This is a genomic window from Ferroglobus sp., from assembly GCF_015521575.1.
Classification (GTDB): domain Archaea; phylum Halobacteriota; class Archaeoglobi; order Archaeoglobales; family Archaeoglobaceae; genus Ferroglobus.
Window position 1 is genome coordinate 1 of sequence record NZ_WANY01000083.1, and the last position, 13,565, is coordinate 13,565.

Sequence of the window (13,565 nt, forward strand, 5' to 3'; positions counted from 1 at the left end):
CTTTTCAGCACGCTCTCTATGTACTCCTCTGAATACTCCGATGGGGTGTAAAAGGGAGTTCTGTTCGATCCTCCAACTCCGTGGATTAGAAAACCGTTAAACTCGATGCTTCTTCCGTGGAGAAAAGTTATTACTTCGGAGCTTTCAAGGAGCTTTATAGCTAAGTTATCGTCACAATTTCCGTGGACAGCGAAGCAAGGAACTTCGTACTCCCTAACAACCCTTTCGAAGGAGAGAACATCCTCTCCTCTAAAGTCGGTTATGTCACCGCAAACAAAAATAGCTTCAAACTCTTCTCTTTCGAGGATTTTAGCAAAGACGAGGTTGTTGGAGTGGATGTCTGAAGCTACAAGGATCATAGCACAAATACGTCTCCGTTCTTCGGAGCGTAGCTTTCGATTCCAAGCTCTTCCCTCATCCAGTTTGCGAAGCTTTCTGGATCTTCTCCGTGGACGGCGAAGGCTACTTCAACCCCTCTGTTGGCTATTCTCTTAACGAGCTCTTTTAACTGACTATCATCGGCGTGAGCTGAGAAGTCGTACTGTTCGACTTTCATCTTCAGCTTCACGGTTTTCATTCCCAAGTCTATCTCTCCTCTCTTCAAAGCCTTATCTCCGTTCGTCCCTTCAACTTGGTATCCTGTGAGGATTATCTTGGATCTGCTGTCGTTGTAGAGCTTTGAGATGTAGAACAAAGCCGGTCCGCCGTTGAGCATGCCTGCTGTCGTTACTATGGCAGCTGGTTCTTTTAGTATCTCCTCCCTCTTTCCTTTCTCCACCGGAATAACTTTCTTCATCGTCTTCCTCAACTCTTTGGCGCTCTTTATGTACTCAGGATATCTTTCCAGAATTTTCGCAACTTCGTTGCCCATTCCGTCTACGTATGGAATAATTCCGTGTTTTACGAGGATCATAGCAACTTCCTGCGTTCTTCCAACAGCAAAGGCGGGAATTATTGCGAAACCTCCATTGTCGAGAGTTTCTTTCACGCTTTCAACGAAGGCTTTCTCAAGCTCCTTTCTATCTGGGTGTTCAACACCGAAATATGTGCTTTCAACTATCAGAACGTCTATTTCCGGATAGCTCGTGTCTGCTCCTTCAAGGAGTCTTGTATCCTCAAGTCTTATATCTCCGGTGTAGAGGATGCTTACGTCCCTCTCCATGTATATGCTTGCGCTTCCCGGAATGTGTCCGGCGTTGAACAGAGTTATTTCCCAGCCGTCGATGTGGAAGGGCTCATCGTACCTGACGAATCTCGTGTTGCTCTCGAACTGTCTGAGCTGCCTTTTTGTATACGGCGGGTTCTCCATTATGTTGAGAGAGTCCTTAAGTAAAATCGAGCTTAAGTCGCTGGTTGGCGGAGTCATGTAAACGAGGGGGTCGTAGTCCATTAAGTTTGGAGCTACTCCAACGTGATCGAGATGACCGTGAGAGAGGATCAAACTCTTTGGAGCTATACCATCAAGGGGAAACTCGGGAGGATCTGATGGCTTAAGACCGTAGTCTAAGATGATCGAGTCTACCATTATTGCCGATCTCCCTACTTCCCTGCATCCTCCGAGGAATTTTATCGCAACCATCCTTTGGAGTTTAGCCCCTCTAAATATATAAATTTCGCCTCCCTTTATTCTTAATTATTATCAATGATTTATTATTGAATCTCGGTGTTCGAAAAAGATATATAGGATGGGAAAGTAGAATATCTTAAGTACATAATTACAACCATGATAATGATATAGATAGGAGGTAAGTGTATGAACCCTCTTAGACTGAAAGTTAAGCTTCGTAGGAGGGAAGGAATTGTTGACGTTGACACGGAAAGCAAGTCGGTTATGGTTTTGGAGTGTTCTTTGATGGAAAAATGTTCCCGCCTTTACGGATTTTGTCAGCCTTTTTGTGAACTAATCGTCGCAGCTAAGGATTACGCTTTTAAGAGGAGAAAGCCGAAGGCTGAGGTTATAGAACTTGAGTGCGCAAAGTTAAACTGAGGGAATTAAAATTTTACACTCCCTACCAACTTCTTTGGCTTTCCCTTCGAAGAATAACTTCACGGTTAAAGCGGCTGTTAACGAATCTATCTCATGTTCGCTCAGCTCTTTTTCAAAATCGAAGAACTCTCTCAATTTCTTTTCTATCTTTTTTCTACCCTCCTTTTTCTTTTTGCTGTAAGCAAATCCAAGGAGTTTCCTCGTTGCGTAAGGGTAAACTTCAAAGACCCTTCCGCTTTCGATTTTTTCCACGATTTCCACAGCTTTTTTGTGTAAAACCTTCATGAAAGGAGTGTTTAGTGGAATTACCGGAATTCCCATTTTGAGGAGCTCTTTTTCGCAATCCCTAAAGGGTTCTTTGTAGCTTAGAGGAGCGTCGATTCCGTAAGCTTCGCAGATCGGTAGATCTTTTAGTTTCCCGAGGTACAACACTTTCCTTCCTTTTACGATAGCAACGAAACTTTCTTTAATCCCGACGTCTATCCCGCAAATCACAAGACTTTGAGAGCAACGTTTAAATATCTATCTTTCCCACCTCTCCACTCAGAAGGTGATCCCATGGCGGAGTTCAAGCACATAGTCAGAATCGCTGATACGGATTTGGACGGAAATAAACCGTTAGTTCACGCATTAACGGGAATCAAGGGTATAGGTTTGAGAATGGCGAGAGCCATCACTAACCACTTAGGGTTAAACGCAAGAGAAAAGCTTGGAAACCTCAGCGATGAGGAAATTGAGAAGCTGAAGAAGTTCATAGAAGAGAACATTGAAGAGCTTCCTTCGTGGATGCTCAACAGAAGAAAAGACCTCTACACCGGCAAAGATCTTCACCTCCTTGGCAAGGACGTTGACTTGGCTAAGAAACTTGACATCGAGAGGTTGATAAAGATAAGAGCCTACAGAGGAATCAGACATGCGAGGGGATACAAGGTTAGAGGACAGAGGACGAGATCAACTGGAAGAACCGGACAGACTGTTGGAGTGCAGAGGAGGAAGAAGTGAGGTGGTGATATGGGCGATCCTAAAAGGCACAGGAAAAAGTACTTAACCCCGAAAAAACCTTGGGATAGGGTTAGACTTGAGAAGGAAAGACCTCTCATAATTAAGTACGGTTTGAGAAACAAGAGGGAGCTTTGGAGATTTCAGGCTATACTGAGAAAGTACAGAAGAGCTGCGAGAGAGCTTCTCGCTAAGGTAAACCTCCCGGGGAGAGAGGGGGAGATAGCTAAAGCGAAAGCTCAGCAGATCATAAAGAAGCTCAACAGAATGGGTGTTTTGCCGGAGAACGCAACTCTGGATGACATTCTAAACTTGACTGTAGAAGATTTCCTTGAGAGAAGGTTGCAGACGATAGTTTACAGAATGGGCTTAGCTAATACGATAAAACAGGCGAGGCAGTTGATAGTTCACGGACACATAGCAATAGCTGGGAGAAGGGTGACTTCGCCAAGTTACATAGTCGAAAAAGATGAGGAAAGCCTGATAGATTACTATCCTAATTCTCCCTTCGCCAAGAGAGGTGAGTAATCGTGGCTGAAAAGAAGAAAAAGGAGATTTGGGGTATAGCTCACATTTTCTCTTCCTACAACAACACGATAATCACGATAACCGACATAACTGGCAGTGAAACTATAGCAAGAGTTAGTGGAGGAATGATAGTTAAAGCTGACAGAGATGAGGGTAATCCGTACACGGCTATGCAAGCGGCTTTGAGAGCTGCTGAGATTGCAAAGGAGAAAGGAATCGTTGGAGTTCACATAAAAGTCAGAGCTCCTGGTGGAAACAAACACACGACTCCTGGCCCCGGAGCTCAAGCAGCAATAAGAGCTTTGGCAAGAGCAGGGTTGAAGATAGGGAGGATAGAAGACGTTACGCCAATTCCGCACGACGGAACGAGACCTCCGGGTGGTAAGAGAGGTAGGAGAGTGTAATGAAGGTGGAAATTCTATCGGAAGAGGAGCTTAAAATCAAATTTATTTTAAAAGACTCCGACTACGTTTTTGCCAACGCTTGGAGAAGAGCTATGAAAAGCTTAGTTCCAACGTTGGCTGTGGATTACGTGGACTTCTACCTGAACACGTCGCTTTTGTACGATGAGATAATTGCTCACAGAATCGGTTTAATTCCGCTGAAAACGGATCTTGAGAGGTACAACTTTCAGGATAAGTGCGTTTGCGAAGGGGAAGGGTGCCCGAACTGTCAGGTTTCCCTAAGACTAAACGTCGAAGGTCCGAAAACGGTATATTCTGGCGATTTGATTCCCGACGACCCGGAAGTTAAGCCAGTTTACGACAACATTCCGATCGTCGAACTTTATGAGGGACAACAGCTGATGCTTGAAGCGGTCGCAAGGCTCGGGACTGGCAAAGAGCATGCGAAATTCCAGCCGGTATCGGTATGCTACTATAAAGTAGTCCCGAGAATAGACGTTACTGAAGACTGCAATTTGTGCATGAAATGCGTCGAAGCTTGCCCGAGAAACGTGCTGAAAAACGATAACGGAAAGGTTGTTGTGGAAGATATTCTCGAATGCTCGATGTGCAGAGATTGCGTAAGGGTTTGCGAAGCGAATGCGATAGTGATAGAGGAAACGAACGACTTTCTTTTCACAGTAGAAAGCATCGGACAGCTTCCGGTGAGAACTGTAATGAGGAAGGCTCTGGAGATTCTGAAGGAAAAGGCTGAAGAGGCAAACAAAATTCTTGAAGAACTTTCCTAATTTTACGATCTTTTGCTTGCTGAAATTGCTCCTCCGATTATCATTAGTGTTGCTCCAATCCAAACGAAGCTCACAAGCGGAACGATGTAGAACTCCACGAAAACGTAGTCTTTTCCAAATCCGCTTATCGCCATGTAATAGTCTTTTGTAAGTTTGCTTTCTATGTCAACCCCCGAAACAACTCTGTCTTGTCTCATAAGCTTGTAAAACAGCTGTTTTGGTTGGAGTGTTGCTGCATGCTTTCCACCTTCGAAAACCTCCACAATTGCTTCGACAACGCTTTTTTCCTCGTCCTCGTAAAACCTCACGCTTTTGAGGTGAAGACTGCAATCCTTGATATTCGTCTCCTCATTAACGTTGAGTCTCAGCCGGTAATGTTCCTCGTAAATCCATGAACCCATGACTCCGATGAAGAGGAGGAGTAAACCGATGTGAGTTACGTATCCGCCAACCTTCTTTACGTTAATTCCCTGTTTTAAGGTCAGGAGATGTGGGATAAGCGAGAAAACGAAAATTCCCACTCCAATGCTTGCTATGATCAGTTTTGTTGCCGCATAAGCTGCAGCAAACGATAATAACCCGATGGCTGAGGAGATCTTGATTCTTTTGAGAAAAACCTCCTTTCTGTAAATCCAGTCGAGGCTTATGCATATTCCGAGAACGATCACAAGCAGGACTCCAAGGGGAATCTCGATTTTGTTGTAGTACTCTCTCCCGACCGCCACGTTAAATAGGGTGGGTGCCAACGTGCCAAGAAGTATTGTAACGAGTGAAAGAAGGAATATCAGTATTTTGAGGAAAATCGTTAGCTCTCTTGGCTCTAAGTTAATTTCCATTTTTAACTTAACTTTCCTCTCTACAGCCACTCCGACAACTATCAACGCTGCGAGGTAGAAAAGATATACTGGACCTTCCGGATTCTCTCCAAAGGCGTGAACGCTCTCTATTATCCCGCTCCTCGTTATGAAGGTGGCTAATATAACCAGCACAGCTGTGGCAAGGGCTAAGTAATAGTTTATCGCTTCAAACTTCTTTCTCATTATCCCGTGGAGTAAAGCTGTGGCTGTTATCCAAGGCAGAAGGGAAGCGTTCTCCACCGGATCCCAAGCCCAGTACCCTCCCCAGCCGAGGGTTTTGTAAGCCCACCAGCCGCCGAGGAGAATCCCTACCGAAAGGAAAATCCAAGCTAAGAGAGTCCAGAATCTCACTCTGGTTCTCCACTCCTCGCCATGCAGGAGTGATGAGGCGGCATAAGCGAAGGGAAAAATTCCAGCGGCGTATCCCAAAAATATCGTTGGCGGATGTAACGCCATTTCTGGAGTTCTTAAAAGCGGATTTAATCCGTAGCCTTCTGGAGGAGTGAAGTCCATCTTTACGAAGGGGTTTGAAGCTGTTAAAATTAAAAGAGCTAAAGCTGAGGTAAATGCGAGAATCATTCCGAGCGAAGTAGCGAGTACCCTATCTTTCCTGTCCAACTTTAAAGCGAGAACAGACAGTAGAGCGAGGTACAGAATCCAGAGTAGGAGGGACCCTTCCCTTCCAGCCCAGACGGCGCTGATTAGATAGGCCATGCTGAGCTTGGTGTCGGAGTAGGAGTAAACGTAGTAGTAACTGAAATCGTGGATTAAGAAGTAGTAGGTTAGAATTAAATACGAGATTAAAAAGAAAATGAAGGAGAGATACGTTAGCTGCTCTCCTCTTTTCAAACTTGTTTGGGCTTTTCTCTTGGACTTTGAAAAAGAACCAGAAAAAAATGAGTAGGAAGCGTAGGCTGATGCTAAAAATCCAAGTAAGGCGAAGAAGTATCCCGGATCCATGGCATCACTCCGTTTGGTACTTGCTTGGACACTTCAGCAGAAGCTTTTTCGCATAAAACACCCCGTCCTTGTAGTCTCCGACTACCACTGCTGGAATCCCTTCTTGGTAGTTCGACACTGCTCCGGTGTAAATGACTTTGATTACCTCTTTTCCGTCGGTAAGTAAGAATATTCTCGTGTTGTTCTCCGGGAAGTACTGAGTGGAGTCTGGAACGATCGTTCCGTTCACCTGAACGTTGTAGGCTTCACCTTTCCTCACAACTTCGGAGACCGTTAGGTAGGGAGAAATGTTGCTTTTGAAAGCGAAAGCTAAGGCTATCGAAAAAACTATCAGCGAGAGTCCGATTACAAGCTTCATGTTTATCTTCACGCTACCACCTCACTTTTACCGGCTCAGAACTCAAGACCATCATCACTCTTCAGAGGGGTCCTTTCATCATCGCCGAATGACTGTTCGATTGGCGAGGATTTAGATTTTTTGCTGAAAGGAGTGTAATTACAACTCTCGATGCTTCCCTTAGACTCTTTTTGAAATCATCGTCCATCTCTCCATTTAAATCTTTCACTCCTATAAGAACGATTTTTGCTTGAGCTATATCGTCGAACAACTCTAATCCTATTTTTAAAGTGGTTAGCAAATCAAGGGAGTGGGTGGTTTTAAGAGTTACCTCGGCGTTTTCCAACTCTTCAAGGTCGAAAACAAGGATATCATCTTCTCCAACTACGGTATCAACTATAACCGCGTAATCGTATTCGAGAAGAACATCCAGTATTTCGAAGGAGGTCGTTGAAAGCAGCACCTTGTCAACTCCGCAAACTTTTGCAGCCTCCTCTGCGACGATCCATCCGGCAGAATCTTTTGGAACGTTCGGATTGCCGATTCCTATAACGACCCTTTTCAATTTCTCACCTTGCGGATTAATTTACCTTCCCTCCAAATTTCTACTTCTATTGGGATTTTTCCGGAAACAGAATGGGTTGCACAGGACATGCACGGATCGAAAGCTCTAACAACTCTTTCAAACGCTTCAAGAGTTTTTTCGCTGAACCTTCCTTTTGAAATCTTCCTTGCAGCTTTTTTCAGTGCTATGTTTATTGCTGGCGTGTTTTGGGTTGTGGCAACTATGAGGTTTACCCATTTTACCACTCCCCTCCCGTCGGTTTTGTAGTGGTGAATCAGCAAACCTCGTGGAGCCTCAACAACTCCTACTCCCTCGCCACCGATCTTTTTTACCTCGCCCCTCACACTTCCCGTTACTGTTTTGTCTCCGGCGAGCTCTTCAAGCTTTTCAGCGCAGAGGAGAACCTCTATAGCTCGCGCCCAGTGGTTGAAAATTACGTTCTTGCACGGTTTTCCGAATTCGAATAGTCTTTCGGCTTTTTCTCTCGCCAGTGAAGTCGGTATTTTCGAAACGTTGAGTCTTGCAAGCGGGCCGGTTACGTAGAAACTTTTGTCCTCTTGCAAACCTTTCCATCCAAGCTTTTTCAGGTAGGGGAGTTTACTGTAACTCCACTCAACACTTTTTTCCCCTATGAACTCTTCGTAGTCTTCTCCGCTGAACTTTTCGACGATCTTTCCGTCGGGATCAATCACTACTCTTTCCCCGTCGTAAAGGTTGTACTCTCCCTTTTTCGACGTTGCAAGGAAGTTCAGATTTAACTCAAGTTTGTCCATTTTTTCAGCCTCTTTTTCCACGATGCTAACTAAGATTTCCCCAAGCTCTACAAGCTCTTTAGAGTACCTTTCTATCCTTTCTCTCTCTTCCTCCGACAACCTCTTAGACCACCCTCCGGGAATAGCTGCTACCGGATGCAAGCTCTTTCCGCCGAGTATCTCCATAATTTTCAGAGCGTAGCTTCTCTTTCTTATTATATCTTTAGCCGTTGTTCCGAGCTTTTTAACGACTCCGAACACGTCTCTCTCCTTTGGTGAGATGTAGTCCGGCAAACCGAGAGCGAAGAGAGTTATGGTGTGATCTTCGATGAAGTGGGAGTAGATGAGCATCTCTCTAATTTTCTCCGCAGCCTCGCTAACTTCGGCGTTGAAGACCCTATCAACAGCTTTTAAAGCTGCTACAAAGTGAATACCCCTACAAATTCCGCAGATTGTGGAAACGATCCTCGGTACTTCCTCCATCGGAAGCCCGAGCAGGATCTTCTCGTAACCTCTAAATTCGGTTGCCTGAAAAAACACGTTTTCAACTCTATTCCTATCATCGACGAAAACTGAAATCTTAGCGTGTCCCTCGATCCTCGTTACTGGATTGATCGTGATCTTCTTCACTCTCTCACCTCTTTCTAACCCTCTTGTTTATGATCGCTGATGGGAGAGTGTAAGCGTAGATAACTCTGGCTAAGTTCGGATATTTTCTCGAAAGTTCTTCTGCAATGTTTTTTTCAGCGATTGACGAAAGTAGATCGACGACTTTCGCACCGAAGTCTCTCACGTTTGGGAAAGCTCCGTAACAACCTCTGCATGGGACGTTTACTTTAACACAGGTAGCTTCACAATTTCCCGGAGTTAAGGGGCCGAAACACAGAATACCTTGGATAAGGAAGCATCTGCCGTCATCTCTTTCAAAAGCCCTTTTCACGGAGGAAACTTTAATCTCTTCTACCTTTCTTGGACAAACGTTACACACGGAAGATTTCTCGACTATCCACTTCTCTTCGAAATTGAAGTCAATGATTTTCAGTAGCTGATCTTCGCTTGGAGGGCATCCGGGGACGAAGTGATCGACATCAATCACCTCCTCCACTCTTCTCATCTCGTCCCTAAACTCTGGAAGTGTAAGCTCGTACTTTCCGTCAAGAAGAAGTCTCGGTTTTGGAACTTCTTTATCAGGACCAAATACCTCTGAAAGAATCTCTTCAGTTGAGTAGAAGTTGGACAAGCCCGGAACTCCTCCGAAAACAGCGCAAGTTCCAAGAGCTACGACTTTTTCGCTCTTTTCCCTCAAAATCTTCACGATTTCTTCGTGCTCGCTGAGCCTAATACTTCCCTCGATAAACGTCACATCTATCTTATCAATTTTTTCGAGATCTTCAAGCTTCGAATTCGTAAACATCGGCGCCCATACGATTGAAAATCTTTCCGATGAGATGAAGAATTCCTCAAGATCGAAAAATGAAAGCATACATCCGGAACATCCTGAGGCTGAGTAAAATGCTAATTTAATCTTTTTCATGGGAATACCTCCTAATCGGATTCCTTCCCAAGCTTCTGACTCTCTCATCGAAGTTTCTTGCAAATTCAACGAACTTCTTCGCATCGGAGCTCGAAACTTCAAGAAAAGCGATTCTCGAAGACTCCAAACCGAATTCCGGGAGAATGTTTGAGAGGATGGAAGTTTTCAGTTCCGCCACGAAGTTACCCTTTCTATAATGGCACTCGTTCTTCGGGCATCCAGCTACGAAAACCCCGTCTGCCCCTTCGGCTAAAGCCTTAAGAATGAATTCTGTTTCGACCCTCCCGGAACAGGGAACCTTTATTATTGTTATTGAGCTTGGGTACTCGTACTTCAACGTTCCGGCTAAGTCGGCACTCCTGTATGCGCACCACTGGCATGCGAAAGCGATAATCTTCATCTGATCACCTCAAGAATTTTCTTCATGCTTTCTTCCTTGAGGACTTCGTTAGCTGGAATCCCCATGCAGATTGCTAAAAGCTGGGTATAGTAAACGACCGGAATTTCGAAATTTATTTTCCCGTCTTTTTTGAGCCTTTTTTGCATCTCTTCGAGCTGTATTAGGCATGTTGAGCATGGAGTGACGATAATATCCGGATCGATTTCTTCTTTCATCGATTCGAGTTTCGTCAGAACGAAGTATGAAGACTTCTCGTAATCTATGTACGCGACAGAAGTTCCAGCTCCACAGCAGTAGTCGAGTCTGCTGTAGTAGGGAGCTTTTGCTCCAAGAATTTCCACGAGATTCTTTAGTTTTTCAGGATAAAATGGATTCTCCTCTCTGACGTCCATTACTCTCGTAGGCCACAAGAGCTGACAGCCCGGGTGAATTGCAACGGTCAAGTCTTTTAACGGGTACTTTATTTTCCTCTTCAACTCTCTCATATCGACAAAGTCGGAGAAAACGTGAAGTACGTGATAAACTTTGGATGTTCCCCTGTAGAATTTACCGAATTTTGAAAGAATTCTGTTTACGTCGAACCTCCTTCTTTCATCTTTCAGAAGGTATATTGCATGGTTTAGAACACTGAAACAGTTGCTACACCCAGTTACTACATCCACTCCAAGATTCTCCGCTATAGCCAAGTTTCTTGCGGAAATCGCAAGCCAAGCGTTTAAATCCAGACTCGGAACGGACATCCACGTGGGGCAGCAGGAGTATCCTTCGAGGTCGAGAAGCTCAACTCCGAGGACGCTCATGACCTTTCTTATCGAAGCCTCAACCTCGGGTTTTAGGAAGGGAATTTGACACCCAAGGAAGAAGCCAAATCTCATGGAATCACCTTGGAAGAATTCCGAGGTCTGAGATGTCTGAAGATCTTAGGATTTCCCTAATTTCATTCAGGTCTTTTTTGGATTTAGCGGCAGAGGAGACTTCTGGAAGACCGAACTTTTCCCTCTCTTCACTGTTATCCACGAAGATCGCATGCCCGCTCTCGTAAATCGATCCGACAGCCTCTTTTGCGAGAGGATGTATTCTGAAACCTCTCACCTGCAACCTCCTTAGAGCGAAATAAACGGAAAAAGGATTGACGTCTTGAGAACATACCTCTATGCATCTTCCGCAAGCGACGCAAGCCCAAGGGGAAGGGTCTGAGAGGAGGGGATCTTCTTCTCCCATTTGAACGAATTTGAACAACTTTTTGTTTGGGTAGTCGAATCCGACCAACGTAACTGGGCAAACGCTCATGCACGAACCACACTGAATGCACTTCGAAACACCTTCTCCTCCGAGATTGGAAATCACCTCCACAAGGTTTCTTTTCCTTTCGACCTTCACAACGTACTTCATCAGATCACCCCACAAGTGCATCTATCTCCGCGATAATCGATTCCGCCGAATATCCTTGGATGTCTATGGCTTTAGCCGGACAAGAAGCGCAAATTCCGCAACCTTTGCAGCTTCTTTCGTCAACAACCGCCACTTCCCTAACTTTAATCGCATTGAAAGGACAGACGTTCTCACATATTCCGCAACCTGAGCAAGCCTTCTCGTTCACTTTTGCAATGAATGGTTCGACTTTGATCTCTTCCTTGCTGAGTAAAGAAGCGACGGAAGCTGCCGCAGCTTTAGCTTGTGCTACGGTCTCGGAAACGTCTTTTGGGCCTTGGCAACATCCGGCTAAAAATATGCCGCTCAGAGTACTTTCAACGGGTCGGAGTTTCGGATGATCTTCCTTTAAAAATCCGGAAGGATCGACAGCAATTCCTATTTTCCTTGCGAGTTCTTTAGAATCTTCCGGAAGCTCTATTGCTGTTGCGAGAACGACGAGGTCAACTTCCACCTCCACAGGCATTCCAAGATCAGCGTCAAATCCGAGAATTCTGAGTCTACCATTAGGGAGCTCTTCTATCCCTCCGACCTTTCCTCTGATAACACCTATTCCCATCCTCCTTGCTTCTATGTAGTACTCCTCAAGATCTTTTCCTGGAGCCCTCACATCTATAACGTGGATGTAGACATCTATCTCCGGCTCCCTTTCCTTCACGAGTCTCGCCTGTTTGAGCATGTAGAGACAGCAAACCTTAGAACAGTACGTGTGATACCTAACGTCCCTCGAACCTACGCAGGATATGAACGAAATAGCTTTCGGCTTTTTACCGTCTGACAACCTCAAAACTTTACCGCCTGTAGGTCCGGTAGGTGAGAGAATTCTTTCGAATTGAAGAGCGGTGATAACGTTCGGGGAGTGAGGAGCGTACTCTTTAAAGGTCTCCTTCTCCATGACTTTGTATCCTGTGGCAACGATTATCGCTCCAACGTTAAAATTCAGGAGTTCTCCCTCCGGATTCCAGCTTTTCGATCTGTCTATTGCTTTCGTCGGACAAGCTTTTTCGCAGGGGGTTAAGTACTCCTTTCCACCCCTCAGAAATCTTCTTGTTCCGAGTTTTTTCTTTCCACAGTTCACGCAAAGCTCGGGATCGTGTACGGCTTTTTTCGGCACGGCTTGAGGAGAAACTATGTACATGGCAGCCCTCTTACTTAAACCTTCATCGAACTCGTTCGGTTTCCAAGCCTTTGGTGGACATACCGTTGTGCAAGCCCCGCAACCTATGCACTTCTCCCAGTCCACGTAGGTTTGCTTCTTTCTCACTTTAACGTTAAAGTTCCCGAAGGATCCATCAACCTCTTCAACTTCGGCGTAAGTTATAAGCTCTATCATCGGGTTGTTCGCAACTTCCGCCATTAACGACGAGACAACGCAAGAAGCGCAGTCGTTGAGTGGAAAGATTTTATCGAATTTTATGAGTTTTCCACCTATAGATGGTTCTTTCTCCACGAGATATACCTTGAAACCCATTTTCGCTAAATCGAGAGAGGCTGTCATTCCCGCTATTCCCCCGCCGATAACGAGAACGCTCCTCTCAACTTCGAATCTTAAATCGTCAAGAGGCTTAAGTGTTTTAACTTTGGAAATTGCAGCTTCTATCAATCTTTTTGCCTTTTCGGTAACCTCTCTTTTGTTTTTCCCGTGAACCCAGCTGCACTGTTCTCTAATGTTGGCTATTTCCAAGAGGTACTTTGACAGTCCAGCAGTTTCGAGGGCTGATCTGAAAAACTTCTCGTGGTTGTAAGGGCTACAGGCAGCAATAACTACTCTGTCGACAAGTTTGTTCGTAACGTCGCTTCTTATCATTTCCCAAGCCGGTTCTGAGCACATAAATAGATGATCTCGGACAACGTTTACTTTATCCTTAAAATACCCGATTAAATTCTTTATGTCAACGACATCGGCTATATTTCTCCCGCAATGGCAGATGTAAAGCCCAATCTTCACAGTTCATTTTTGCAAATTTTACCTTATAAATCTACCGAACTTTTTGAATTTGTTGATATACTTGTTGAAAACTAC

Annotated in this window: 17 protein-coding genes; 5 read left to right on the forward strand and 12 right to left on the reverse strand. The window is 44.9% G+C overall.

Going from position 1 to position 13,565, the window contains the following annotated elements; translation table 11 throughout:
• Nucleotides 1-359 (reverse strand): metallophosphoesterase family protein (locus F7C14_RS03590; RefSeq protein WP_290900014.1); only part of this gene is annotated, 359 nt, incomplete at its 3' end.
• A complete protein-coding gene (locus F7C14_RS03595; RefSeq protein ID WP_290900016.1) occupies nt 356-1,579 on the reverse strand; it encodes an MBL fold metallo-hydrolase in 1,224 nt (407 codons plus the stop codon). The genes F7C14_RS03590 and F7C14_RS03595, both read right to left, overlap by 4 nt.
• A gap of 174 nt (nt 1,580-1,753) precedes the next feature.
• Here F7C14_RS03595 and F7C14_RS03600 point away from each other — a divergent pair, with 174 nt between their 5' ends.
• Nucleotides 1,754-1,987 (forward strand): hypothetical protein, encoded by a 234-nt coding sequence (locus F7C14_RS03600; protein WP_290900018.1) that lies wholly within the window; start codon nt 1,754-1,756, stop codon nt 1,985-1,987.
• Here F7C14_RS03600 and F7C14_RS03605 read toward each other — a convergent pair.
• Entirely contained in the window at nt 1,979-2,482 is a 504-nt protein-coding gene (locus tag F7C14_RS03605; protein WP_290900020.1) for a DUF429 domain-containing protein, read from the reverse strand. The two genes, F7C14_RS03600 and F7C14_RS03605, sit on opposite strands and share 9 nt — an antisense overlap.
• Nucleotides 2,483-2,545: 63 nt before the next feature.
• On the opposite strand from F7C14_RS03605, the gene F7C14_RS03610 reads away from it, so the two are divergent.
• The 4 genes from F7C14_RS03610 to F7C14_RS03625 are packed head-to-tail and all read left to right on the forward strand — an operon-like array spanning nt 2,546 to nt 4,706.
• Nucleotides 2,546-2,989, forward strand: a complete 444-nt coding sequence (locus tag F7C14_RS03610; protein WP_290900022.1) for a 30S ribosomal protein S13 — start codon at nt 2,546-2,548, stop codon at nt 2,987-2,989.
• A gap of 9 nt (nt 2,990-2,998) precedes the next feature.
• Complete coding sequence (locus F7C14_RS03615) at nt 2,999-3,514, forward strand: 30S ribosomal protein S4 (protein ID WP_290900023.1); 516 nt, start codon at nt 2,999-3,001, stop codon at nt 3,512-3,514.
• 2 nt (nt 3,515-3,516) lie between these two features.
• A complete protein-coding gene (locus F7C14_RS03620) occupies nt 3,517-3,918 on the forward strand; it encodes a 30S ribosomal protein S11 (RefSeq protein WP_290900025.1) in 402 nt (133 codons plus the stop codon).
• Nucleotides 3,918-4,706 carry a DNA-directed RNA polymerase subunit D gene (locus F7C14_RS03625; RefSeq protein ID WP_290900027.1) on the forward strand — a complete coding sequence of 263 codons (789 nt, stop codon included), beginning with the start codon at nt 3,918-3,920 and terminating at the stop codon, nt 4,704-4,706. Before F7C14_RS03620 ends, F7C14_RS03625 begins: the two co-directional genes overlap by 1 nt.
• 2 nt (nt 4,707-4,708) lie before the next feature.
• Here the strand turns inward: F7C14_RS03625 and F7C14_RS03630 are convergent, their stop codons facing one another.
• From F7C14_RS03630 to F7C14_RS03670, 9 genes are read right to left on the reverse strand one after another with little or no spacing between them, the layout of a single operon-like run.
• Nucleotides 4,709-6,523, reverse strand: coding sequence for a heme lyase CcmF/NrfE family subunit (locus tag F7C14_RS03630; RefSeq protein WP_290900029.1), 1,815 nt, complete (start codon nt 6,521-6,523; stop codon nt 4,709-4,711).
• Between the two features lie 4 nt (nt 6,524-6,527).
• The gene (locus F7C14_RS03635; RefSeq protein WP_290900030.1) at nt 6,528-6,893 is read right to left on the reverse strand and encodes a cytochrome c maturation protein CcmE; all 366 of its coding nucleotides are present in this window, start codon (nt 6,891-6,893) and stop codon (nt 6,528-6,530) included.
• A 49-nt stretch (nt 6,894-6,942) separates the two neighbouring features.
• Complete coding sequence (locus tag F7C14_RS03640; protein ID WP_290900032.1) at nt 6,943-7,425, reverse strand: hypothetical protein; 483 nt, start codon at nt 7,423-7,425, stop codon at nt 6,943-6,945.
• A complete protein-coding gene (locus tag F7C14_RS03645; protein WP_290900034.1) occupies nt 7,422-8,807 on the reverse strand; it encodes a Ni/Fe hydrogenase subunit alpha in 1,386 nt (461 codons plus the stop codon). Before F7C14_RS03645 ends, F7C14_RS03640 begins: the two co-directional genes overlap by 4 nt.
• A 4-nt stretch (nt 8,808-8,811) precedes the next feature.
• Complete coding sequence (locus tag F7C14_RS03650) at nt 8,812-9,711, reverse strand: hypothetical protein (protein ID WP_290900035.1); 900 nt, start codon at nt 9,709-9,711, stop codon at nt 8,812-8,814.
• A complete protein-coding gene (locus tag F7C14_RS03655) occupies nt 9,698-10,111 on the reverse strand; it encodes a hydrogenase iron-sulfur subunit (RefSeq protein WP_290900037.1) in 414 nt (137 codons plus the stop codon). The genes F7C14_RS03650 and F7C14_RS03655 overlap by 14 nt, the downstream gene beginning before the upstream one ends.
• Nucleotides 10,108-10,986, reverse strand: a complete 879-nt coding sequence (locus F7C14_RS03660; protein ID WP_290900039.1) for a CoB--CoM heterodisulfide reductase iron-sulfur subunit B family protein — start codon at nt 10,984-10,986, stop codon at nt 10,108-10,110. Before F7C14_RS03660 ends, F7C14_RS03655 begins: the two co-directional genes overlap by 4 nt.
• 4 nt (nt 10,987-10,990) lie before the next feature.
• Complete coding sequence (locus F7C14_RS03665) at nt 10,991-11,503, reverse strand: 4Fe-4S dicluster domain-containing protein (protein ID WP_290900040.1); 513 nt, start codon at nt 11,501-11,503, stop codon at nt 10,991-10,993.
• 4 nt (nt 11,504-11,507) lie between these two features.
• Nucleotides 11,508-13,490 (reverse strand): CoB--CoM heterodisulfide reductase iron-sulfur subunit A family protein, encoded by a 1,983-nt coding sequence (locus F7C14_RS03670; RefSeq protein ID WP_290900042.1) that lies wholly within the window; start codon nt 13,488-13,490, stop codon nt 11,508-11,510.
• Between the last annotated feature and the right edge of the window lie 75 nt (nt 13,491-13,565).